Source organism: Cellulomonas sp. ICMP 17802 (assembly GCF_041295535.1).
Classification (GTDB): Bacteria; Actinomycetota; Actinomycetes; order Actinomycetales; family Cellulomonadaceae; genus Cellulomonas.
In genome coordinates, this window is record NZ_JBGFQZ010000009.1 from 25,562 (window position 1) to 47,099 (window position 21,538).

25 protein-coding genes are annotated in these 21,538 nt (G+C 75.2%); 7 read left to right on the forward strand and 18 right to left on the reverse strand.

The genetic code is table 11. From position 1 onward, the window contains the following. Positions 1-4 precede the first annotated feature (4 nt). From AB5970_RS09580 to AB5970_RS09600, 5 genes are all read right to left on the reverse strand, one after another. Positions 5-1,732: a trypsin-like peptidase domain-containing protein gene (locus AB5970_RS09580; RefSeq protein WP_370503706.1), complete on the reverse strand. Its 1,728-nt coding sequence runs from the start codon at positions 1,730-1,732 to the stop codon at positions 5-7. A gap of 98 nt (positions 1,733-1,830) precedes the next feature. Further along, complete coding sequence (gene menD / locus AB5970_RS09585; RefSeq protein WP_370503707.1) at positions 1,831-3,654, reverse strand: 2-succinyl-5-enolpyruvyl-6-hydroxy-3-cyclohexene-1-carboxylic-acid synthase; 1,824 nt, start codon at positions 3,652-3,654, stop codon at positions 1,831-1,833. Beyond that, positions 3,651-4,610, reverse strand: coding sequence for an o-succinylbenzoate synthase (locus tag AB5970_RS09590; RefSeq protein ID WP_370503708.1), 960 nt, complete (start codon positions 4,608-4,610; stop codon positions 3,651-3,653). Before AB5970_RS09590 ends, menD begins: the two co-directional genes overlap by 4 nt. 9 nt (positions 4,611-4,619) lie before the next feature. Continuing rightward, entirely contained in the window at positions 4,620-5,195 is a 576-nt protein-coding gene (locus AB5970_RS09595) for a TetR/AcrR family transcriptional regulator (RefSeq protein WP_370503709.1), read from the reverse strand. Further along, on the reverse strand, positions 5,192-5,518 hold the full coding sequence (locus AB5970_RS09600) for a DMT family transporter (RefSeq protein WP_370503710.1): 327 nt from the start codon (positions 5,516-5,518) through the stop codon (positions 5,192-5,194). The genes AB5970_RS09595 and AB5970_RS09600 overlap by 4 nt, the downstream gene beginning before the upstream one ends. Positions 5,519-5,630: 112 nt before the next feature. Here AB5970_RS09600 and AB5970_RS09605 point away from each other — a divergent pair, with 112 nt between their 5' ends. Next, positions 5,631-6,599 carry a 1,4-dihydroxy-2-naphthoyl-CoA synthase gene (locus AB5970_RS09605; protein WP_370503711.1) on the forward strand — a complete coding sequence of 323 codons (969 nt, stop codon included), beginning with the start codon at positions 5,631-5,633 and terminating at the stop codon, positions 6,597-6,599. Here the strand turns inward: AB5970_RS09605 and AB5970_RS09610 are convergent. The 3 genes from AB5970_RS09610 to AB5970_RS09620 all read right to left on the reverse strand — a co-directional run bounded on the left by AB5970_RS09610 (position 6,596) and on the right by AB5970_RS09620 (position 9,144). Continuing rightward, positions 6,596-6,754 carry a hypothetical protein gene (locus AB5970_RS09610; RefSeq protein WP_370503712.1) on the reverse strand — a complete coding sequence of 53 codons (159 nt, stop codon included), beginning with the start codon at positions 6,752-6,754 and terminating at the stop codon, positions 6,596-6,598. The genes AB5970_RS09605 and AB5970_RS09610 overlap by 4 nt on opposite strands. 119 nt (positions 6,755-6,873) lie before the next feature. Then, positions 6,874-7,950, reverse strand: coding sequence for a DUF3048 domain-containing protein (locus tag AB5970_RS09615; RefSeq protein ID WP_370503713.1), 1,077 nt, complete (start codon positions 7,948-7,950; stop codon positions 6,874-6,876). Between the two features lie 87 nt (positions 7,951-8,037). Then, entirely contained in the window at positions 8,038-9,144 is a 1,107-nt protein-coding gene (locus tag AB5970_RS09620; protein ID WP_370503714.1) for a DUF3048 domain-containing protein, read from the reverse strand. 93 nt (positions 9,145-9,237) lie between these two features. Here AB5970_RS09620 and menE point away from each other — a divergent pair, with 93 nt between their 5' ends. Then, on the forward strand, positions 9,238-10,377 hold the full coding sequence (gene menE / locus AB5970_RS09625) for an o-succinylbenzoate--CoA ligase (RefSeq protein ID WP_370503715.1): 1,140 nt from the start codon (positions 9,238-9,240) through the stop codon (positions 10,375-10,377). Next, positions 10,374-11,246, forward strand: coding sequence for a 1,4-dihydroxy-2-naphthoate polyprenyltransferase (locus tag AB5970_RS09630; RefSeq protein WP_370503716.1), 873 nt, complete (start codon positions 10,374-10,376; stop codon positions 11,244-11,246). The genes menE and AB5970_RS09630 overlap by 4 nt, the downstream gene beginning before the upstream one ends. On the opposite strand, the gene AB5970_RS09635 is transcribed toward AB5970_RS09630, so the two are convergent. Continuing rightward, on the reverse strand, positions 11,243-11,536 hold the full coding sequence (locus AB5970_RS09635; RefSeq protein WP_370503717.1) for a DUF4229 domain-containing protein: 294 nt from the start codon (positions 11,534-11,536) through the stop codon (positions 11,243-11,245). The genes AB5970_RS09630 and AB5970_RS09635 overlap by 4 nt on opposite strands. Before the next feature lie 62 nt (positions 11,537-11,598). Between AB5970_RS09635 and AB5970_RS09640 the strand changes: the two genes are divergently transcribed. Further along, positions 11,599-11,922 carry a PLDc N-terminal domain-containing protein gene (locus AB5970_RS09640; RefSeq protein WP_370503718.1) on the forward strand — a complete coding sequence of 108 codons (324 nt, stop codon included), beginning with the start codon at positions 11,599-11,601 and terminating at the stop codon, positions 11,920-11,922. A 10-nt stretch (positions 11,923-11,932) separates the two neighbouring features. On the opposite strand, the gene ccsB is transcribed toward AB5970_RS09640, so the two are convergent. From ccsB to AB5970_RS09670, 6 genes are read right to left on the reverse strand one after another with little or no spacing between them, the layout of a single operon-like run. Further along, positions 11,933-12,988 (reverse strand): c-type cytochrome biogenesis protein CcsB, encoded by a 1,056-nt coding sequence (ccsB, locus tag AB5970_RS09645; RefSeq protein ID WP_370503719.1) that lies wholly within the window; start codon positions 12,986-12,988, stop codon positions 11,933-11,935. Further along, positions 12,985-14,688, reverse strand: a complete 1,704-nt coding sequence (gene resB / locus AB5970_RS09650; RefSeq protein WP_370503720.1) for a cytochrome c biogenesis protein ResB — start codon at positions 14,686-14,688, stop codon at positions 12,985-12,987. Before resB ends, ccsB begins: the two co-directional genes overlap by 4 nt. A 1-nt stretch (position 14,689) precedes the next feature. Further along, on the reverse strand, positions 14,690-15,496 hold the full coding sequence (locus AB5970_RS09655) for a cytochrome c biogenesis CcdA family protein (protein ID WP_370503721.1): 807 nt from the start codon (positions 15,494-15,496) through the stop codon (positions 14,690-14,692). Continuing rightward, entirely contained in the window at positions 15,496-16,083 is a 588-nt protein-coding gene (locus AB5970_RS09660) for a TlpA family protein disulfide reductase (RefSeq protein ID WP_370503722.1), read from the reverse strand. Before AB5970_RS09660 ends, AB5970_RS09655 begins: the two co-directional genes overlap by 1 nt. Position 16,084: 1 nt before the next feature. Further along, positions 16,085-16,741: a histidine phosphatase family protein gene (locus AB5970_RS09665; RefSeq protein WP_370503723.1), complete on the reverse strand. Its 657-nt coding sequence runs from the start codon at positions 16,739-16,741 to the stop codon at positions 16,085-16,087. A gap of 30 nt (positions 16,742-16,771) precedes the next feature. Beyond that, positions 16,772-17,278 (reverse strand): MarR family winged helix-turn-helix transcriptional regulator, encoded by a 507-nt coding sequence (locus AB5970_RS09670; RefSeq protein ID WP_370503724.1) that lies wholly within the window; start codon positions 17,276-17,278, stop codon positions 16,772-16,774. A 105-nt stretch (positions 17,279-17,383) separates the two neighbouring features. On the opposite strand from AB5970_RS09670, the gene AB5970_RS09675 reads away from it, so the two are divergent. Further along, complete coding sequence (locus tag AB5970_RS09675; protein ID WP_370503725.1) at positions 17,384-17,941, forward strand: YceI family protein; 558 nt, start codon at positions 17,384-17,386, stop codon at positions 17,939-17,941. 56 nt (positions 17,942-17,997) lie between these two features. Here the strand turns inward: AB5970_RS09675 and AB5970_RS09680 are convergent, their stop codons facing one another. Together AB5970_RS09680 and AB5970_RS09685 are read right to left on the reverse strand one after the other, a co-directional pair. Beyond that, positions 17,998-18,705 carry a redox-sensing transcriptional repressor Rex gene (locus AB5970_RS09680; RefSeq protein WP_370503726.1) on the reverse strand — a complete coding sequence of 236 codons (708 nt, stop codon included), beginning with the start codon at positions 18,703-18,705 and terminating at the stop codon, positions 17,998-18,000. A gap of 50 nt (positions 18,706-18,755) precedes the next feature. After that, complete coding sequence (locus AB5970_RS09685) at positions 18,756-19,034, reverse strand: glutaredoxin family protein (protein WP_370503727.1); 279 nt, start codon at positions 19,032-19,034, stop codon at positions 18,756-18,758. A 110-nt stretch (positions 19,035-19,144) separates the two neighbouring features. Between AB5970_RS09685 and AB5970_RS09690 the strand changes: the two genes are divergently transcribed. Beyond that, complete coding sequence (locus AB5970_RS09690) at positions 19,145-19,969, forward strand: HAD family hydrolase (protein ID WP_370503791.1); 825 nt, start codon at positions 19,145-19,147, stop codon at positions 19,967-19,969. A 5-nt stretch (positions 19,970-19,974) separates the two neighbouring features. Beyond that, positions 19,975-20,502 (forward strand): GNAT family N-acetyltransferase, encoded by a 528-nt coding sequence (locus AB5970_RS09695; RefSeq protein WP_370503792.1) that lies wholly within the window; start codon positions 19,975-19,977, stop codon positions 20,500-20,502. Here the strand turns inward: AB5970_RS09695 and AB5970_RS09700 are convergent. After that, positions 20,499-21,536, reverse strand: coding sequence for an arabinan endo-1,5-alpha-L-arabinosidase (locus AB5970_RS09700; protein ID WP_370503728.1), 1,038 nt, complete (start codon positions 21,534-21,536; stop codon positions 20,499-20,501). The genes AB5970_RS09695 and AB5970_RS09700 overlap by 4 nt on opposite strands. Positions 21,537-21,538: the final 2 nt, after the last annotated feature.

Below are 21,538 nucleotides of genomic sequence, written 5' to 3' on the forward strand. Positions count from 1 at the left end.
TGGGTCAGCCCTGGTTCTGCGGGTCCTGCTGCTGTTGCTGCTGCTGCTGGAACCACTGCCACAGCTGGTCGGGGCTCAGCCCGTCCGGGACGCCCGACCCGGAGCTGTCCGGCGCCTGCTGCTGGCCCTGCTGGTCGCCGCCCTGCTGGCCGTCCTGCTGGCCGTTCTGCTGGTCGGACGAGCCGTTGGTGGAGGCCGTCTCCTTGCGGACCGCGAGCGTGACGTCGACGTCGGACGCCTTGCCGTCCCGGACGATCGTCAGCGTGACCTTGGTGCCGGACGGGAGCGCCCGCACGTAGGCGGTGAGCGACTCGGCGCCGCCGACGGCCTTGCCGTCGATCGCGACGATCGTGTCCTTCGCCTGCAGCTTCGCGCTGGCGGCCGGCGAGCCGTCGCTCACGGACTGCACCACCGCGCCGCGGCGCGTGACGCCGTCGGCCGTGGCCGTGCCGTCGGACAGGGTCACCCCGAGGAACGCGTGCTCGGCGGTCCCGTCGGAGATGAGCTGCGCGGCGATGTTCTTCACCAGGTCGACCGGGATGGCGAAGCCGAGGCCGATCGAGCCCGACTCGCTGGAGAGCGTGGCGATCGACGAGTTGATGCCGATGACGTGGCCCTGGGCGTCGAACAGCGGGCCGCCCGAGTTGCCGGGGTTCACGGCCGCGTCGATCTGGATCGCGTTGGTGACCGTCGCCTCGCCGGTGTTCTCGCCCGAGGTCGAGACCGGGCGGTCGACCGCGGAGACGATGCCGGTGGTGACCGTGTTGGCCAGGCCGAGCGGGTTGCCGACGGCCATCACGGGCTGGCCGACGAGGACCTTGGCCGAGTCGCCGAGCGCGGCCGGCTTGAGGTCCTTGGGGGCGTCGGTGAGCTTGATGACCGCGAGGTCGGTGGTGGCGTCGGTGCCGACGATCGTGGCCTTGAAGATGCGGCCGTCGGTCAGCGTGACCTCCACGCTGCTCGGGTCCGCGCCGGCGACGACGTGGTTGTTGGTGACGATGTGGCCGGCGTCGTCGATGATCACGCCCGAGCCCTCGGCGCCGGAACCGTTGCCGGTGCTCACCTGGATGGCGACCACCGACTGCTGGACCGCCTTGGCGACGGCCTCCCAGTCCGGGTTGTCGTTCGTGGAGCCCGAGACCGGCACGGTGTCGTTGGTGGCCTGGCCGACGGTGGCCAGCGACGCCGGGCGGTTGCCGCTCGCGTCGTCGTCCGACAGCGAGTGCGTGAGCCCGGCGGTGGCGACGGCGGCGAGGATCGCGGCCGCGGCCGCGGCGCCCGTGACCGGCAGCCACAGGCTGCGCTTGCGGGGCGCGGTGACGGTCGCCTGCGGGGCCGGCGGTGCGGCGTACGCCGCAGCGGGCTGGTAGGCAACCTGCTGCGGCGCCGCCGGGTCCTGGGCGGCGGCGCGCTGCGCGGCCTCCCACTGGGCGCGACGGACCGCCTCGAACTGGTCCATCTGCGCGGCGTGCTGCTGGGCGGCCTGCTGCGCTGCGGCCCGCTGAGCGGCCTCGTACGCGGCGCGCTGGTCCGCCGGGGCGGCGGGGTGCGGCGGCGTGAACGGGTTGGTCGGGTGCGCCGCCGTCGGGGGGACGGGCAGCGGCTGGGTGTGCGGGACCGGCAGCGGCTGCGTCGCGTGGACGGGCGGCAGCGGCTGGGTCGGGTGCGTCTGGGGGTTCTGGTCGGCGGCGGGCGTCTGGTCGCTCGCGCCGTTCTCCGGGGTGGTCGTCATCGGTGGTGCCCTCCTTGGTCGTGGACCATCACACCCGGTGGCGCTGGAGGGACCCTTCGCGGAACCTGGGAATTCGCTGCGAGTTTCGGATGGATCGGTCAGGAGGGCAGCGCGGCGTCGACCGCGGCGGCCACCTCGTCGGCGATCCGCTCGCTCAGGGCGCGCCGCCCGGCCCGGTCGACCCGGACCTCCACGACGCTCAGGCCCGGGCCGGGTGCGGCCAGCGCGGGCAGCAGCCCGTCGACGTCGCTCACCCGCGTGTGGCGCACGCCGTAGCCGGCGCACAGCGCGGCGAGGTCGGCCCCGTGGGGCGTCGCGAAGACCCGCTCGAACACGTCGGCGCGCGCCGGCTCGCCCGGCTCGAGGGTGGCGAAGATCGACCCGCCGTCGTCGTTGGCCACGATCAGCTGCAGGTGCACCGCCGGCTCGAGCGGCCCGCGCAGCAGCCCGCCGACGTCGTGCAGGAAGGTCAGGTCGCCCAGCAGCGCGCGCACGCGGCGGTCCGGCAGGCCGAGCGCGACGCCGACCGCGGTGGACACCGTGCCGTCGATGCCCGCGAGGCCGCGGTTGGCCAGCACCAGCGGCGGGGCGTCCCAGCGCGCGACGAGGTCGAGGTCGCGGACCGGGTTGGACGAGCCGACGACGAGCACGTCGTCGGCCGCGCTCACCTGCGCGACCACCCGCGCCAGCGCCGGGCCCGTCACGCGGGTTCCGCTGCGCGACCGGCGGCCGGAGTCGAGTCCGTCGAGCACCCCGTCGACCGCCTCGGCCGCCGCCGCATCGGCCGCGCGCCACGCGTCGAGCCAGCCCGCCGGCGCGGACATCCGGCCCTGGCGCATCCGCGCGGGCGCCTCGAGCAGCACGTCGCTCGCGTTGCGGGCCGCGTCGGGCCAGTCGGCGCCACGGCCGGCGACGACCACGACCTCGACGTCCTCGCGACCGAGCAGCCGCTGCACCGGCCGGGACAGGGTGGGGCGGCCGAGCACGACCACCCGACGGACCGCCCCGCCGAGCCGCGGGTGGGCGAGCAGCAGCCGGTAGGCGGAGATCGCGTGGGAGCCGCCGCGCGCGCCGGAGGACGGCTCGGCCAGCAGCGGCCAGCCGTTCGCCTCCGCCAGCCGGCGCGCGCCGGGGCCGGCACCGTCGCCGGCGACGAGCACCGTGGGCACGGCGCCGCGCCGGGCGGGCGTCGTGGAGGGTTCGGTGACCGCCGGGACGGGTCCGGTCGCGGGCCGCGCCTGCACGTGGGTCAGGCCGGCGGTCGACGGCTCGGGCCACGGGGCGTCGCCGGGCACCAGCGGCTCGCGGAACGCGAGGTTGAGGTGCACGGGCCCGGGATCGCCGGTGCGCGCCCCGGTCGCGGCGGCCACCGCCCGCGCGACCGTGCGGCGCAGGCCGCGCGACTCGTCCGGCAGGCCGACCGGCGCGGGCACGTCGACGGCCAGGCGCACCGCGCCCGCGAAGATGCCCACCTGGTCGGTGGTCTGGTTGGCGCCGGTGCCGCGCAGCTCGTGCGGGCGGTCGGCGGTGAGCAGGAGGAGCGGCAGGCCGCTGTGGTGCGCCTCGAGCACCGCGGGGTGCAGGTTGGCCACGGCCGTGCCCGAGGTGGTGACCACGGCCACGGGCCGGGCCGGCCGCGGGGGTTCGCCGTGGGTCGAGGCCTTCACCAGGCCGAGGGCCAGGAACGCGGCCGCCCGCTCGTCCACCCGCACGTGCAGCCGCAGAACCGGGGCGCCGGCCGGCCGGTCGCCGTCGGGACGCGCGGCGTCGGCGAGCGCGTAGGCCAGCGGCGCCGAGCGCGAGCCCGGCGCGAGCACCACGTCCTCGACGCCGAGGGCCGCGAGCGCCTGCACGAGCACGCGGGCCGCCGTCGTCGCCGGGTCGGGAGCGAGGGCGGGCGGCGGCGTCACGCCCGCCATCATGCCCGAGGCACGACGGCCGCGACGCGCGCACGCCATCGTGCGGCGAGCTCGGCGGAGCCCGCCGCCGACGCGAGCAGGGCGGGGTCCGGCTCCGGGCGGCGGACGTCGAGCGCGCCGTCGACCGGCAGGAACGGGTCGGTCACCAGGTCGGCCGTGAACAGCTGCGCGGTCGCCAGCCCGCACGCGTAGGGCAGCTCGGGCAGCGCGGCGGCCAGGGCGATCCCCGCGGCCAGCCCGACCGACGACTCGAGCGCCGACGAGACGACGACGGGCAGCCCGATCCGCTCGGCCAGCTCGAGGCACGCGCGCACGCCCCCGAGCGGCTGGACCTTGAGCACCACCACGTCGGCGGCGTGCGCCCGGGCGACCGCGAGCGGGTCCTGCGCGCGGCGGATCGACTCGTCGGCCGCGATCGGCACCGACGTGCGGCGACGCAGCGCGGCAAGGCCGTCGACGCCCGGCACCGGCTGCTCCGCGTACTCCAGACCGCCCGCGGCCCGGTCGAGCGCGGCCAGACGGGTCACCGCGGTGTCGACGTCCCACGCGGCGTTGGCGTCGACGCGGATGGCGCCGCCCGGGCCGAGCGCGTCGCGGACGGCCTCGAGGCGGGCGACCTCGTCCGCGAGCGACTGCCCGGGCTCGGCCACCTTGACCTTGGCAGTGCGGCAGCCGCCGGACCCGAGCACGATCGCGTGGGCGGTCGCGGCGTCGACCGCGGGCACGGTGACGTTGACCGGGACCCGCGCCCGCACCGGCTCCGGCCAGCCCTCGTCGGCGGCCTCGCGCGCCGCACGCCACCAGGCCGCGGACTCGTCGGCGTCGTAGTCCCAGAACGGGCTGAACTCGCCCCAGCCCGCGTCGCCGCGCAGCAGCACGCCGTCCCGGACGGTCAGCCCGCGGAACCGGGTCCGCAGCGGCAGCGACCAGACGTGCAGGTCAACGGGGGTTCCGGGCACGCCGCCAGCCTACGTCCGGCTCCTGGGCCCCCACGCCTCGACGAGCAGGTCCACGGCCGTCGGCCGCACGGGCCGCCGCTCGGTCAGCGCGGTGACCACCGCCCCGTCGACCAGCGCGATGGTCACGGGCGCCGACGTCGGCGCACCGACCCGGGCGACCAGCTCCCCGACGACGTCGTCCATCACCGCACGGCCCGCGGCGAACGCGCTCGCGAGCGGGACGTTCCGGCCGGCACCGAGCAGGTGCTCGTAGTGGCTGCGCACCTCGTCGTCGTCGCCGGGCGGCAGGACCGCGTCCACCAGCACGCGGGCGGCGGCGTCGAGGTCGTCCACCCCGGCCGTGCCGGCCAGGACCGCCCGGGCGTGGTCCGCCCACGCCTCGGCCAGCGCGGCGCCCGCGGCGGCCGCGAGCTCGTCGAGCGACCCGAAGTAGTAGGTGGTCGCCGACACCGACGCCCCCGCCTCGTGCGCGACCCGCCGGTGCGTGAGGGCGCCCGGCCCCTCGCGCAGCATGAGCGCCGCGGCCGCCCGGGCGAGGTCGGCCCGGCGGCGGGCGCCCTTGCCGCGGGCACCGGGCTGCGTCATGCGTGCCCCCCGCCGGACAGGTTGAGCCCGACCACGCCGGCGACGATGAGCACGAGCGAGACGATCTTCAGCACGGACATGGTCTCGTGGAACAGGACGACGGCGAGCACCGCGGTGAGCGCCGCGCCGATGCCGACCCACACGCCGTACGCGACGCCGACCGGGAGCGACTTCAGCGCCCAGCTCAGGCCGGCGAGCGACCCGACGGCGAAGACGGCGAACGCGATGCTGGGGCCGAGCCGGCTGAACCCGTCGGACGCCTTGAGGCTCAGGGCCCAGCCGGCCTCGAGCATGCCGGACACGATGAGGACGATCCAGGCCATGGTGGTGCACCACTCTCGGGGATCCCGTGCGCGCCGGGTGGCAGTCCCCGCCGTCGCGCGCACGTTCTGGTACAAGCGTACCAGAATTGTCCGACGCCACTAGGCTGCGGCCGTGACCTCCGAGCTGCCGGCCCCCGTCTCGGACACGTTCGACCCGACGCGCTGGCGCACGGTCGACGGGTTCGAGGACCTCACCGACCTGACCTACCACCGCGGGCACGCCCGCCCGTCCGCCGAGCAGGAGGCCACCGGCGCCGTCGCGCGCGACCTGCCCGTGGTCCGCGTCGCGTTCGACCGGCCCGAGGTCCGCAACGCGTTCCGCCCGCACACGGTCGACGAGCTGTACCGCGTGCTCGACCACGCGCGCACCACCTCGGACGTCGGCACCGTGCTGCTCACCGGCAACGGGCCGAGCCCGAAGGACGGCGTCTGGGCCTTCTGCTCCGGCGGCGACCAGCGCATCCGCGGCCGCTCGGGCTACCAGTACGCCTCCGGGGAGACCGCGCAGGACGTGGACCCGGCGCGGGCCGGACGCCTGCACATCCTCGAGGTCCAGCGCCTGATCCGGACGATGCCCAAGGTGGTCGTCGCGCTGGTCAACGGCTGGGCGGCGGGCGGCGGGCACTCCCTGCACGTCGTCGCGGACCTGAGCATCGCCAGCCGGGAGCACGCGCGGTTCATGCAGACCGACGCCAACGTGGGCTCGTTCGACGGCGGCTACGGCTCGGCGCTGCTGGCCCGGCAGGTCGGCCAGAAGCGCGCCCGCGAGATCTTCTTCCTGGCCCGCGAGTACTCCGCCGAGCAGGCGCTCGCGTGGGGCGCGGTCAACGACGTGGTCGACCACGCGCAGATCGAGGAGGCCGGGCTCGAGTACGCCCGGATCATCGCGACCAAGTCCCCGCAGGCCGTGCGGATGCTGAAGTTCGCGTTCAACCTGGCCGACGACGGCCTGGCCGGGCAGCAGGTGTTCGCGGGCGAGGCGACGCGGCTGGCGTACATGACGGACGAGGCCGTCGAGGGGCGCGACGCGTTCCTCGAGCGGCGCGAGCCCGACTGGTCGGGCTTCCCGTACGCCTACTAGCTGCCGGCCATCGCCCAGCCGGCGAGGTCGACGACCGCGCCGATCACGCCCGCCGCGCCGACCAGCAGCGCGACGAGGACCAGGGCGGAGACGACGACCGCGCCGAGCGAGCGGGTGTCGTGCTCGGTGGCGTCATGGTGCGTGAGAGTGGCCATGCGTCGAGCCTCGTCGCCACCCGCCCGGGCGCGCATCGGTCGACGGGACCCCGCGGGTGCCGCCCAGGGGTGGCCCACCGGCCCGCGGATGTCATCCCGTGGTCGGACAACCGATGCGGTCAGCCGATCGTCAGGGACCCGCTGCCGGCCGGCACGAGCTCGACCCACGTGGTGCCGGGCGCCAGGTCGGCGGGCTTGCCGTCCAGCGTGAACAGCCGCATGGGCGCGTCCTGGGACTCCTTCTGCCACCGCACGGGCACCGTCTTGCCCCCGGTGGCGGCGACGCCCTCCCCGCTGCCGATCAGCGTGTAGGTGGGCACGGGCGCCCCGCCCTGGGCGCCGAACCCCGTGTTCGGGTGGTCGGCGGTGATCGACACGACGTTCACCGCGGAGAGGCGGGCGCCGCTGCGCGCCGTCGCCGGCACGGCACCCTCGGACCGCAGCCACGTCCCGCTCGCCGCGTCCCAGGTCCAGCTCGGGCTCGACGCGGACGAGAGCCGGAACGTGAGGCTGGTCGCGGGCGACCCGGAGACCACCGCCGTCGCGCGGTCGGCGCTGCGCGCGAAGGTGAACTGCTCGCCCGGCGGCGCCTGGTGGTCCGCGTCGGCGATGCCCCACCACGTGGCCGGCGTGCCGTAGACGTTGTGCGGCGCCGCGCGGTCCTTGGTGCGGTACATGCCGGGGGCGCCCGCGTCGTGGCTGATCATCTGCACGCCGCTGGCGGCGACCAGGTCGAGGATGCCCTGCTGGCCGCCCGAGAACGCCAGGAGCCCGTGCATGGGCGCCAGGATCACGGGGTCCATGGGCCGCACCGACCGGATCGGTCCGACCTCGGCCGGCACCTGGGAGTGGAACACCGCGATGAACCGCGACACGTCGAACTCGACGATCGTCTCCCACACCACGTCCGCCTGGTCGAGCCCGGTCTGCGGGCGCGCCACGGCGGTGTTCTCGATCTTCACCGCGAGCGAGGGCCGCGCGACGGGCTCCCCCGCCACGCCGGTGAGCGGCCACACGGGAACGGCGTCCGGCGCCGGGGCGGCCCCCTTGTCGGGCTCGATCGTCGGGCCGTGGGTGACGGGGGCGGGCGTCTCGACCGGGGGCGGCGCGTCGGGGCTGCACGCCGCGAGCAGGAGCACCAGCCCCGCGAGCACCGCCGGGACCGCGGTCCGCCGCCGTCGTCGCACGAGCGTCATCGCCCCTCCCCCGGACTCGCCGTCACACGGACAGGTTGCCACGTCGGCAGGTGCGCGCCGGGGACCACCGGCCCCGCGCGGCGCCGGTCAGCCGGCGGTGACCGCGCCGGACGCCTGCGGCACCAGCTCGACCCAGGTGGTGCCCGGGGCGAGCGTGATCGCGGTGCCGTCGGCCGCCGTCAGCGCGAGCGGAGCGTCCTGCGCGGACTTGGACCACGTGGCCGGGACGGTCTTGCCGCCCGTCGACACGGTGGCCGCGCCCGAGCCGTCGAGCAGCGTCTCGGGCACCGGGTTGCCGGCGGGGTCCTTGGTGCCGGAGTCCCGCAGCTGCACCATGACGGTCACCACGTTCGTGGCCGCCAGGCGCGCGCCGGACCGGACGGTGGCCGGCGTGGACCCCTCGGAGCGCAGGAACGTCGAGCTGCCGGCGTCCCACGTCCACGTCGGGTGCGAGTACCCGGACATCCGCACGGAGAGCGTCGAGACCGGGCTGCCCGAGACCAGGGCCGTGGCCTGCGCGGCGTCGCGCGCGAACGAGAACTGGGTGGGCGGGGCCGCCTGGTGCGCGCCGTCGGCGGCGCCCCAGAACGTCGCCGGGGTGCCGTACACGTTGTGCGGGGCGGGGCCGACGCCCTTCTTGCGGTAGAAGCCCGCGGCGCCCTGGTCCTGGCTCAGGATCTGCAGCCCGGAGCTCTTCAGCGCCTGCACGAACGCCGTCTGGCCCCCGGAGAAGGCGATGAGCCCGCGCAGCGGTGCGGCAATGGCGGGGTCCATGGGACGGACCGAGCGGATCGGGCCCACCTCGTCGGGCACCTGCGAGTGGTAGACGGCGACGAAGCGCGTGATGCCGCCCTCGACCACCTCCTCCCACACCACGTCCGCCTGGTCCAGACCGGTCTGCGGGCGGGCGTCGGCGGAGTTCTCGATCTTGATCGCGAGCGCGGGGCGCACGGGCACGTCGCCGGCGGCCACCCCGGTCAACGGCCACCGCGGCTGCACGACGGGCGCCGGTGGTGCTGCCTTCGCCGCCTCGATCACGGGCGCCTTCGTCACGGCGGCGGCCGGCGTCGGGTCGGCCGCCGGCGCACCGCTGCACGCCGCGAGCAGCAGGGCGACACCGGTCGCCAGCGTCGCGAGACGCGCGGGCCGGGCCGCGCGCGGCCGGGTGGAGAGGGCGGTGAGGACAGACGACACGATGCTCCTTCGGGTGTGAACCGCGCGACACTCTACGGGCTGGAGACCGGGGTCCCGGGCGGGCGCGCCCCGCGGCGGACCTACTCTGGTGCGGTGATCCGGCCGCTGCATGATGTCCCCGCGCGGCCCGCCGACCTCCTCCCGGCCCTCGCGGCCGCCCTCGACGGCACCGGCCCCGCGGTGCGCCCCGGGGCTTCGGGACCGTCGTCCGCGGTGGCCGACGACGTCGCCGTCGTGGTCCGGACCTCCGGCTCGACGGGCGAGCCCCGCGCGGTCCTGCTGTCCGCCACGGCGCTGCGTGCCTCGGCGGCGGCCACCCACGCACGGCTCGCCGGCCCCGGGCGCTGGGTGCTCGCGCTGCCCACCGAGCACGTCGCCGGCCTCCAGGTGCTCGTGCGGTCGGTGCTCGCCGGGACCACGCCCGTGACGCTCGACCCCGGCCCGTTCCGCGCCCCCGCGTTCGTGGCGGCCGCGTCGGCGCTGCCGGCCGACGGCCCCCGCTACACCTCCCTGGTGCCGACGCAGCTGGTCCGGCTCCTCGAGGACCCGGCGGCCACGCGCGCCCTGACCACGTTCGACGCGGTGCTGCTCGGTGGCGCCGCGGCGTCGCCCGACCTGCTGGCCCGCGCCCGCGCGACCGGCGTGCCCGTGGTCACCACCTACGGCATGTCGGAGACGTGCGGGGGCTGCGTGTACGACGGCCGCCCGCTCGACGGGGTCCGGGTCGCGCTCGACGACGACGGCCGCATCCTGCTGGCCGGACCCGTGCTCGCCGACGGCTACCTCGGGCGCCCGGACCTCGACGCCGACGCGTTCGTGCAGGTGGACGGGGTCCGGCACCTGCGCACGACGGACCTCGGCGAGTGGTCCTCCGGCGTGCTCACGGTGCTCGGGCGCGCCGACGACGTGCTGGTCACGGGCGGCGCCAAGGTGCCCCCCGGGCCGGTCGAGTCGGTGCTCGCCGGGCTGCCCGGCGTGGGCGAGGTCTGCGTCGTCGGGGTGCCCGACGCGGAGTGGGGCGAGGCGGTCGTCGCGGTCGTCGTGCCCCGCCCCGGGGAGCCCCCGCCGACGCTCGACGACGCCCGCCGCGCGGTGACCGACCGGCTGGGCGCCGCCCACGCGCCGCGCCACCTCGTGGTCACGGACTCGCTCCCGGTGCGCGGGCCGGGCAAGATCGACCGTCGGGCGACGGCACGGCTCGCCGCCCGCTCCCTCGAGAGGACCTCCACGTGACGACTGCCAGCGACTGGGTGCAGGGCGCGCGACCGCGCACGCTGCCTGCGGCGGCTGCCCCCGTGCTCGTCGGCACCGGCGCCGCGGCCCAGCTGGGCGAGGCGAACCTCGGCCGGGCCGCGCTCGCGCTCGGCGTCGCGCTCGCCCTCCAGGTGGGCGTCAACTACGCGAACGACTACTCCGACGGCATCCGCGGCACGGACGTCGACCGGGTGGGCCCCCTGCGGCTGACCGCGTCCGGCACCGCGAGCCCCGGCACCGTCAAGGGGGCCGCGTTCGCCGCGTTCGGCGTCGCCGCGCTGCTCGGGCTCGCGCTGGTCGCCCTCTCCGGCCAGTGGTGGCTGCTCGCGGTCGGCGCGCTCGCCATCGCCGCCGCCTGGGGCTACACGGGCGGCAAGCGGCCCTACGGGTACCGCGGCCTGGGCGAGGTCGGCGTGTTCGTGTTCTTCGGGCTGGTCGCGGTGCTCGGCACCACCTACACGCAGGCCGACGAGCTCTCGTGGCCCGCCTGGGTGGGCGCGGTCGCGGTCGGCATGCTGGCGTGCGCCCTGCTCATGGCCAACAACCTGCGGGACGTGCCCACCGACGCCCTCGTCGGCAAGCGCACGCTCGCCGTGCGGCTCGGGGAGCGCCGGTCCCGCCAGGTGTACGCCGCGCTCGTGGTCCTGCCCGTGCTGCTCGGCGGCGTGGTGTGCGCGTTCGCGTCCCCGTGGGCGCTGCTCGTGCTGCTGCTGCTCGCCCCGGCCGTGGTCCTCGCCGTCACGGTGCTGCTGGGCGCGCGCGGCAAGGCGCTGGTGCCGGTGCTCGCCGGCACCGGGATGCTCGAGCTCGGGTTCGGCGTGCTGCTCGGGCTGGGCCTGGCCCTCTAGGCCCCGTCGTCGCGGGCGGCCTCGTCGGCGGCGTCCTCGAGGTCCGCGTCCTCCTGCGCCCGCTTGCCCAGCACCGGCCGGTCGCCGGCCCGGCGGCGGCGCTCGGCGCGCTCGGCCAGCTGGCGGGCCGCGGCGTCGCGCGGGCCGCTGAGCAGCACGTACGAGAGGCCCCATGCGAGGAACGCGGCGACGATCGCGACCAGCCACGAGCGCAGGCCGGCCCACCACAGCAGGCCGAGGCAGACGGCGAAGAGCGCGAGGCGCAGGAGCGAGTAGACGACGAAAGGCACGGTCCCAGGGTAGGCCGCTGCGCGCGTGCGCCCGTTCCGCGACCGGCGTCTAGTCTGGCGAGGTGAGGAACCTGGCCGTGCTGCTGCTCATCGGCGTGACCGTCTACTGCGTCATCGACATCGTGCGCAGCACCCGCGACGAGCGGCTCGGCGTGCACCCGGCCCTCTGGGTCCTGCTCGTGCTCCTGGTCCCCCTGTTCGGGTCCCTGGCCTGGCTGTCCGTCCGCTGGTCGCGCCGCACCGCAGCGGCCGGGCCCTCGGCCGGCCCGAGCGGCACCGCCCGGCGCCGCCGCGCCACGGGGCCCGACGACGACCCCGACTTCCTGCGCGGGCTCGACGAGGACCGGCGGCGCACCGACCCTGGGGAGACCCCGCCGGTGCCCTGACCCGGGAGGGCTACATCCCCGAGTACGAGTGCTTCCCGGAGACGACCAGGTTGACCACCGTGAAGTTCATGAGCACGACCGCGTAGCCGACGAACACGAAGTACGCGGCGCGGCGCCCGCTCCAGCCGCGGGTGGTGCGGGCGTGCAGGTAGGCGGCGTAGGTCACCCACGCGACGAACGTGCCGACCTCCTTGGGGTCCCAGCCCCAGTACCGGCCCCAGGCGTGCTCGGCCCAGATGGCGCCGCCGATGAGCGTGAAGGTCCACAGGACGAAGCCGATGGCGTTGAGCCGGAAGGCCATGGCCTCGAGCTCGCGGGAGCTGGGCACCTGCTCGAGCCAGCCGAACCGCGGCCCGGCCACGAGGCGGCGGAACCCGTCGGACCGGCGCGGGGCGGTCGCGCCGCCGGACGCGAGCGGTGCCCCGACCGTGACGGCGGGGGCGTCGACGGCGGCGAGCTCGTCCTCGCGGTAGCTGCGCAGGATCTGCAGCGCCGAGGCGGCGAACGCCACGGTGAAGATGCCGGTCGCGGTGATGGCGACGCCCACGTGCAGGATCAGCCAGTAGCTCTGCAGGGCGGGCTGCACCTGGTCGGCCTGGATGTAGAAGACGTTGAGCGCGAGCACCAGGGCCAGCACCGCGATGCCCATCACGAGCACGCCGACGAAGGCGATCACGCGGCGACGCTGCACGACCGTGAGGACGAGGACGGCGACGAAGGTGCCGACGATCGTGAACTCGTACATGTTCGCGGTGGGCCAGCGGCCGGCGGCGACCCCGCGCAGCACGATGCCGGCGAACAGCATGACGAGGCCGAGAAGCGTGGTCGACCGGGCGATGCCCTCGGCGCGGACGGACCGGCCGGGTGCGCTCTGCGCCTCGGAGCCCGCGACCGCGGTGGCCGGACGCATGCCGGACGACGCCGCGCCCGCGAGGACCGCCTCGGGCACCCGCTTCTGGGCGCGCTCGGCGATGCGCGCGAGGTCCACGCTGTACGCGATCAGGGCGATGGTGAACGCGGTCGCGGCACCCCAGACGAGCAAGGTGCTCAGGTCACCGGTGGTCATGGCGTGCCCTCTCCTGCGGGGTGGCCGCCGGAGGCGGCCGGAGGTCGGTCTTCCGTGCGGGCGAGCGTCTCCGCGAGCACCCGGTCGAGCTCGGGCTGGAGTCCGACGTCGTCGCCGCGGGCCAGCCCGGCCGCGGTGACCACTGTACGGCGGTCGGGCCCGTCGGCATCCCCCGCGTCGCCCGGGGCGAACCGGAGCCAGACGCGCCGGCGCGGGGCGAACAGCGAGGTGGCGAGCCCGGCGAAGGCGAGCAGCGCGAACACCAGCACGAACACGAGCGCCGGGTCGTGCCGCAGGTCGAGCGCCACGTACCGGGGCAGCCCGTTGAACGTCAGGGTGCCCAGCCCGTCGGGCAGGTCGACGGTCTCGCCGGGGCGCACGTAGAGCGTGATGACCTTGCCGTCGGCGTCGACCGTCTGGGTCAGCCGGGCCTCGTCCAGCTGGTAGACGTTCTGCGGCACCCCGGTGTCCAGCCCGAGGTTGCCCTTCCACACCGACAGGACGAGCAGGGGGTCGTTCGGCTGCGGGTCCACGGACCGGTAGAGGTCGTCGCCCACCTTCTGCGCGGTGGGCAGCAGGTAGCCGATGATGCCGATCTGCTCCTGGTCGCCCGAGACGTCGGGGACCTTGAGCACGCCGCGGGACGTGTACACGTTGTCCTGCGGCAGGAAGGGCGTGGGACCGGAGAAGGCGACCTGGCCCGCGGCGTCGTGCACGGTGATGTCGGGCGCGTAGCCGTTGCCCTGCAGGTACACCTTGGCGCCGCCGGCGTCGAGCGGGTGGTTGACCTTGATGGTCGTCGCCTCCGGCGCCTCGCCCGGGTTGGTCAGGGTGACGTGCGCGGTGAAGTCGCGGGACTGGAGGGTGTCGGGGTCGAACCGGGCCTCGAAGTCGTCGAGCCGCAGCGTGAACGGCACCAGGCTGGTGGGCGAGTAGGCGGTGCCCTGCTCGAACGTGTCGTAGTCGACCTGCGCGTTGGCGAACCCGCGCCCCTGCACGACGATCGCCTGCCCGCGGTAGTGCAGCACCTGCCCCGTGGCCACCGAGATGAGCAGCCCGACGAGCGCCAGGTGGAAGACGAGGTTGCCGGTCTCGCGCAGGTACCCGCGCTCCCCGGCGACCGACCACGTGCCGCCGCCCTCGTCGCGGGTGTCCACCCGGTAGGTGGGCACGAACGGGAGCCAGCGCCAGCCGCGGCGCAGCACGGCGGCGGCGTCCTGTGCGGCCTCCGACGGCGACGCGCCGACCGAGCCGGCGGCCTGCGCGGGGAACCGCCCGAACCGGCGGGGCGCACGCGGCGGGCGGCCGCGGACCCCGGCCAGGTGCACCTTGGTGCGCGGCAGGATGCAGCCGACCAGCGAGACGAACAGGAGCAGGTAGATCGCCGAGAACCAGACCGACGAGTAGACGTTGAAGAACCCGAACCGGTCGAGCCACGGGCCGAGGGTCGCGTGGTCGGTCAGGTACGTCGCGACCTTGTCGGGGTTCTGCGCGCGCTGCGGCCAGACCGTGCCCGGGACGGCGGCGACGGCCAGCAGCATGAGCAGCAGCAGCGCCACCCGCATGCTGGTGAGCTGCCGCCAGGCCCAGCGGCACCAGCCGACGAACCCGAGGGTCGGCAGCGTGGGCGGCGTGCTGGTGGGGGCCTCGGTCGGCTCGAGGAAGACGTCGGAGAGGCCCTCGGGGCGGTGGGTGGTCACGTCACACCACCGGCACGAACGGGTCGCCGCCGACGAGGACGCCCTGCAGCCACGACGACCAGGTGCCCCACACGCCCGTGACCAGCGCGATCCCGAGGATCACGAGCAGGCCGCCGCCGATCCGCATGATGGCGAGGCGGTGGCGGCGCAGGAAGCCGAGCATCGTGGCGCTGCTCTCGAGGCCCAGCGCGACCAGCAGGAACGGCAGCCCGAGGCCGAGGCAGAACGCGACGGCCAGCAGCGCGCCGCGCCCGGCCGAGCCGCCGTCGAGCGAGAGCGTGAGGATCGCGGCGAGCGTGGGTCCGATGCACGGCACCCAGCCGAGCCCGAACGTCACGCCCAGCAGCGGGGCGCCCCACAGGCCGGCGCGCGGCGCGAGGTGCACCCGCTTCTCGTTCTGCAGGAACGGGATCAGGCCCAGGAACCCCAGGCCGAGCACGATGACGACGACCCCGAGCACCCGGGTGATCGGGTCCTGGTACTCCACGAGCACCCCGCCCAGCGAGCCGGCGAGCGCGGCGAGCGCGACGAACACCGCGGTGAACCCGGCAACGAACAGCGCCACGCCGAGCAGCACGCGGCTCCGCGCGGGGGCGGTGCGCACGAGCGTGGTCCCGGGGGCCGGCGACCCGAGGCGGTCGGCCGTCCCGGTCATGCCGCCGAGGTAGCCGACGTACGCGGGGACCAGCGGCAGCACGCACGGTGACGCGAACGAGACGAGCCCGGCGATCACGGCCACCGGGATCGCCAGCAGCAGCGAGCCGGAGGTGACGGCCCGGCCGAAGGCGTCGCCGGCGTCGGCGAGCATCACGGCGTCGGCGCGGGCTCGGCGAGGAGCCCGTCGATCATGGAGCGCAGGGTGGACGGGTCGGCCAGCCCGAGGATGCGCCCGGCGACCTTGCCGGAGCGGTCGAGCACGACCGTCGTCGGCACCGCGTTGACCGGGACGGTGCCCTGCAGGGCGGCGATCGCGGTGCCGTCGGTGTCGGCCAGGCTGGGGTACGGCACCGAGAACTGGCGCTCGAACGCCTGCGCGGTGCCGGCGTCGTCGGTGCGGTTGATGCCGAGCACCTGGACCCCGTCGGCGGCGTAGTCGGTGGACAGGGCGGCGAGGTCGGGGGCCTCGGCGCGGCACGGCGGGCAGTTGGCGTACCAGGTGTTGAGGACGACCACGTCGCCCCGCCAGTCGGCCACGTCGCGCGCGGTGCCCTCGAAGTCGGTGCCGGACAGCTCCAGCGGGCCGGTGCGGTCGCCCGAGGCCCACGTCGTCGTGCTGCCGTCGCCGGACTGGTAGCCCTGGTCGGCGACGTCGTCGGGGTTCGCCTGCGTGCCGGGCGCGCAGCCGGCGAGCAGGAGCAGGGCGAGGGTCCCCGCCGCGAGGACGCGTCGGCGCACGTCAGGCCCCCGCGACCGAGGAGACGCCGGGCAGCAGCGCGCCGGCGGGCTCGCTGTAGCCGATGCCGACGAGCGTGTCGCCGTCGAAGCGCAGGCTGGTGAGCGAGGCCACCGAGCACTGCCGCTTGCGGGGGTCGTGCCACAGGTGCCGGTTCTCCAGCGAGAGCCGCGTGACCCACACGGGCAGCTGGTGGCTGACCAGCACGGCCTCGTGGCCGCGCGCCAGCTCGCGCGCGGACGCGACGGCGGCGAGCATGCGGTCCGCCTGCTCCGCGTACGCCTCGCCCCAGGACGGGCGGAAGGGGTTGCGCAGGTAGGGCCAGTGCTCGGGGTGGCGCAGGGAGCCGTCGCCCACGCCGAACGTCTTGCCCTCGAAGTGGTTGCCCGCCTCGATGAGCCGCTCGTCGGTGCCGATCTCGACGCCGAACGCGGCGGCGATGGGCGTCGCGGTCTCCTGCGCGCGCTGCAGCGGGGAGGAGACGACGGCGACGACGTCGCGACGCGGGCCGCCGGAGACGCCCGCCAGGTGCTGGGCGACCATGTCTGCCATGGCCCGCCCGCGCTCCGAGAGCCGGTAGCCGGGCAGCCGTCCGTAGAGCACGCCGTCGGGGTTGTGCACCTCGCCGTGCCGCATCAGGTGGATCGTGGTCGCGACCATGGGCTCAGTGTCGCAAACACTCCTGTGCGCTCAGCACTCGGAAGCGACTCCCTCGACGTGACACGCACCACCCGTGAGGTGCACGCGGACCGCCTCCATAGCCTCGCCGAGGGCCGCGAACTGCTCTTCGGTCAGCACGTCGACCAGGTGGTCCCGCACGGACTGCACGTGCTTGGGCGCCGCCGCGACGAGGACCTCCCAGCCCTTGTCGGTCATCGTGGCGTTCACCCCGCGCGCGTCCTCGACGCAGGGCAGGCGCACCACGAGGCCCTGCTCCTCCATGCGACGGATGGTGTGCGTGAGCCGGCTGCGGGAGTGCGCGATGTTGTCGGCCAGCTGCGCCATGCGCAGGGTGCGGTCGGGGGTCTCCGACAGCCGCACCAGCACCTCGTACTCGTGCGTGGACAGGCCGGTGTCCCGCTCGAGCTCGTGCTCCAGGGCGGCGAACAGCCGTGCGGCTCCCCCGCGGAACGCGCGCCAGTGCGTCTGCTGCTCCTCGGTGAGCCACTCCACGGTGGTGGATGTGTCGGTCGTCACAACGGCCCCTCCGTCCTCTGGTCTGGGGTTGCGGGTCTGCGCTGAGTGTAGTACAACTTTGAACTAACAGTTTGGTTGATGGTTCAACAACCACGGAGGATCCCCATGAGCACCGCCACCACCGTTCTTCCCGCCGGCCTCACCACGGGCACCTGGGCGGTCGACGCCTCGCACACCGAGGCCGCGTTCACCGTCCGTCACGCCGGCATCTCGAAGGTCCGCGGCACCGTCGCGGTCACCGAGGGCACCGTCGTCGTCGGCGAGGACCTGGCGAGCACGTCGGTCTCCGTGACGCTCGACCCCGCGTCCGTCTCCACCGGCGACGCCAACCGCGACGGCCACCTCAAGAGCGGCGACTTCTTCGACGTGGAGAAGTTCGGCCAGTGGACGTTCGTCTCGACCGAGGTCCGCGAGGCCGGCAAGAGCTACGTCATCGCCGGTGACCTCACCATCCACGGCGTCACGCAGCCCGTCGAGCTCGAGACCGAGTTCAACGGCACCGCGGTGGACCCGTTCGGCAACACGCGCGCCGGCTTCGAGGCCAGCGTGACGATCTCCCGCAAGGACTTCGGCCTGACCTGGAACGCGGCCCTCGAGGCCGGCGGCGTCCTGGTGTCCGACAAGGTCGTCATCGCGCTCGACGTCTCGGTCATCAAGGGCTGACGCAGCACGCACCGCACGCACGGCCGGGTCCAGCACGGGCCCGGCCGTCGTCATGCTCAGGCCCCGGTCCCGGTGCGGCGGCGGTCGTGGAACGCGAGGATCTGCAGCTCGGACGCCACGTCCACCGCCCGCAGGTCCACGTGCGCCGGCACGCGCAGCGACCGCGGCGCGAACGTGAGGATGCCGACGACGCCGGCCGCCACGAGGGCGTCGCACACCTCCTGCGCGCCGGCCGCCGGGGTGGCGATGATGCCGATGGTCGCGTCGGTGCTGCTCACCAGCGCCGCCAGCTCCTCGGGCGGCCGCACCACGAGCCCCGCCACGGCGGTCCCCACCACGCCGGGGTCGGCGTCCACCAGGCCCACCACCGCGAAGCCGCGCTCGGCGAACACCGAGTAGTTGGCCAGCGCGTGGCCGAGGTTCCCGATGCCGACGATGACGACGCGCCGCTGCGTGGTCAGGCCGAGCACGACGGCGATCTGCTCGGACAGGTGCTGGACGTCGTACCCGACGCCGCGCCGGCCGTACGAACCGAGGAACGACAGGTCCTTGCGCAGCTGCGCCGAGGTCACGCCGGCGCCCGCCGCGAGCTCCTCGGAGGACGTGGTGACCACGTCGTCCGCGGTCAGCGCGTGCAGCACGCGCAGGTAGCCGGGCAGCCTGGCCACGGTCGCCGCCGGGACGTCCCGGCTGCGGGCGCGCGCCGGCGCACCGGGTTCCGCCGCCCTGGCGTGCGCCCGGGGTCCCGTCCGCTGCGTGTCCACATCGACTCCCGCGCCCGCCCCGTCGGACCCGGTCGCCCGGGCCCTGCTGGTCAGGTTAGGGGTCGGGGACGCGCCGCGGTAAGGGTTCGGCGCAGTCGGTCCGCGTCGATCCGCCAGTACCCCTGCCGGACCCCGTCGACCTCGACCACGGGCACCAGCTCGCCCAGCTCGTCGACCAGGTCGCGGCCGGGTTCCGTCGCCGTGTCGATGTCGATCTCGGCCCACTCGGCGCCCGTCTCGGCGGACACCGTCCGCACCACCTCGCGCGCCTCGTCGCACAGGTGGCAGCCCGCCCTGCCGTAGAGCACCACCCGAGTGTTCACCGTCATGGCACCAGGTTCTCACTGCAGGGACGCGGCGTTGGCCGATGCCGCCTCACGAGCGTCGTTACAGTGGCGAGGTGCGTCAGGCGTCCGGGAACCCGCCCGCCCCCGCTCCCGTGCTGCGGGACCCGGGGTCCGGTCCGGACGGCCCGGGCGTGGGGGCGTTCTTCGACGTCGACAACACGATCATCCGCGGCGCCAGTGCGTTCCACCTGGCCGTGGGCCTGTACCGGCGCGGCTTCTTCCGCAAGCGGGACCTGGTCGAGTTCGGCCTGCACCAGTTCCGGTACCTGACGTTCGGCGAGAACAAGGAGCAGATCGACGAGGTGCGCAGCCGGGCCCTGTCGATCATGACCGGGCACTCGGTGGCGGAGGTCACCGCCATCGCGGAGGACATCTACGACGAGGTGCTCTGCCTGCGCATCTACCCGGGCACCCAGCGGCTGCTCGACGAGCACATCGCCGCGGGCCACTCGGTCTGGCTGGTCACCGCCACGCCCGTGGAGATCGGCTCGCTCATCGCCCGCCGCCTGGGGGCCACCGGCGCGCTGGGCACCATCGCGGAGCACGAGGACGGCTTCTACACGGGCCGGCTCGTCGGCGACATGCTGCACGGCCAGGCGAAGGCCGACGCCGTGCGCGCCCTGGCCGAGCGCGAGGGGATCGACCTGGCCGGGTCGTACGCGTACGGCGACTCGACCAACGACGTCGCGATCCTGTCCGAGGTCGGCTTCCCGTGCGCCATCAACCCGGACCGCCGCCTGCGCCACTACGCCGCCGAGGTGGGCTGGCCCGTGCGCGAGTTCCGCAACCGCCGCCGCAACGCGCGGCGGGGCACCACCGTGGCCAGCCTGGCCGGGCTCGCGTGGGCCGGCGGCCTGGTCACGCGCGCGGTCCTGCGGTCCTGGCGCGGCACCCACGACGGAGAGGACGTCCTGTGAGCACCCTGGAGGCGACGGTCCGTCCGGCCGCGCACACCGACCTCGACCGGCTCGCCGCGCTCGCTGCCCTGACCTTCCCGCTGGCCTGCCCGCCCGGGTCGACCGCGCAGGACCAGCAGGCGTTCATCGACGCCCACCTGTCGACCGAGCGGTTCGCCGAGTACCTCGAGGACCCCCGCCGCACCGTGCTGGTGGCGGAGGACGGCGGCCTGGTCGGCTACACCATGCTCGTCGCGGGCGAGCCGGCCGACGACGACGTCCGCGCCGCCCTGCACCTGCGACCCACGATCGAGCTGTCCAAGTGCTACGTGCACCCGGACCACCACGGGGTCGGCGTCGCGCACGCGCTGATGACCGCGTCGCTGGAGGCGGCCCGCGACCGCGGCGCGCAGGGGATCTGGCTCGGCGTCAACCAGCAGAACGCCCGGGCGCAGGCGTTCTACGTGCGGTCCGGCTTCGCCATCGTGGGCACCAAGCACTTCACCGTCGGCACGCGCGTCGAGGACGACTACGTGCTGGAACGGCCGCTCTAGCCGTCCTGCTCGGCGCGCGTGGTCGCCACCGGCCACCCCTCGTCGTCCCAGGCCAGCCGCCGGATCTCGAGCCGGAAGTCGCCGCCCGCCGCTGCGTCGTAGTAGTGGAACGCGAGGTACCCGCGCGACACCGACTGCCCGCCCGGTCCCACCATGTCGCCGGTCGACGTGAGCAGCTGCTCGCCGCCGTCCAGGGTCATCTCGCTACCGGACCGGTCGACGTACGGGCCCGCGATCTCCCGCGAGCGCCCGACCGCGATGTTGTAGGTGGAGTCGGTGCCCTGGCAGCACGCGTCGCGCGAGACGAACAGGAAGTACCAGCCGCCGTGCCGCACGAGGTACGGCGCCTCGATCGCGTTCGGCGGGGAGGTGCGGCTGGCGATCGTCACCGGCGACGCCCCCTCGACCGGCTTGCCCGACGGCCACGTGAGCTCGACCAGCTGGATGCCGCCCCAGAACGAGCCGAACGCCATCCACGGCGTGCCGTCGGCGTCCTCGACCACGCCTGGGTCGATCGCGTTGAAGTTCGTCTCCCCCGGCTCAGACGCGACGACCTCGCCCTGGTCGACCCACGCGTAGTCGGGGTCGTCGGGGTCGAGCGTGGTGTTCGTCGTGAGGCCGATGACGCTCGCGTTGGAACCGAACGTGGATGCCGCGTAGTAGAGGTAGAACGTGCCGTCGTGCTCGATCACCTCGGGCGCCCAGAAGTTCGAGACGCCGGGCACGGCCTCGTACACCCACTCGGGCCGGGTCGCGGCGTCCCAGACCGTGCCGACCAGCTCCCAGGTCAGCCCGTCGTCGGTCGACCGCCGGATCTGCGGGGCGCCCAGGCCCTCGCGGACGTCGCCCGTCGAGAACACGTACCAGGGCTCGCCCGGTGCGCCGGCGACGAGCGCGGGGTCGTGCGTGTGGAGGTCCCCGCTGAGGGACAGTGCCGTCGCGGCGGGCGCAGGCTCCGGCCACAGGGCGGCGGCCGAGCCGGCCACACCGACCAGGGCGAGGCCGACCACGCCCGCCACGACGGCTCGGCGCACGG

Coding starts and splice junctions, on each gene's coding strand:
- AB5970_RS09580 (WP_370503706.1), bottom strand. CDS start 1,732: ATGACGACCACCCCGGAGAACGGCGCGAGCGACCAGACGCCCGCCGCC.
- menD (WP_370503707.1), bottom strand. CDS start 3,654: ATGATGGCGGGCGTGACGCCGCCGCCCGCCCTCGCTCCCGACCCGGCG.
- AB5970_RS09595 (WP_370503709.1), bottom strand. CDS start 5,195: ATGACGCAGCCCGGTGCCCGCGGCAAGGGCGCCCGCCGCCGGGCCGAC.
- AB5970_RS09600 (WP_370503710.1), bottom strand. CDS start 5,518: ATGGCCTGGATCGTCCTCATCGTGTCCGGCATGCTCGAGGCCGGCTGG.
- AB5970_RS09610 (WP_370503712.1), bottom strand. CDS start 6,754: ATGGCCACTCTCACGCACCATGACGCCACCGAGCACGACACCCGCTCG.
- AB5970_RS09615 (WP_370503713.1), bottom strand. CDS start 7,950: ATGACGCTCGTGCGACGACGGCGGCGGACCGCGGTCCCGGCGGTGCTC.
- ccsB (WP_370503719.1), bottom strand. CDS start 12,988: ATGACCACCGGTGACCTGAGCACCTTGCTCGTCTGGGGTGCCGCGACC.
- AB5970_RS09655 (WP_370503721.1), bottom strand. CDS start 15,496: ATGCTCGCCGACGCCGGCGACGCCTTCGGCCGGGCCGTCACCTCCGGC.
- AB5970_RS09665 (WP_370503723.1), bottom strand. CDS start 16,741: ATGGTCGCGACCACGATCCACCTGATGCGGCACGGCGAGGTGCACAAC.
- AB5970_RS09675 (WP_370503725.1), top strand. CDS start 17,384: ATGAGCACCGCCACCACCGTTCTTCCCGCCGGCCTCACCACGGGCACC.
- AB5970_RS09685 (WP_370503727.1), bottom strand. CDS start 19,034: ATGACGGTGAACACTCGGGTGGTGCTCTACGGCAGGGCGGGCTGCCAC.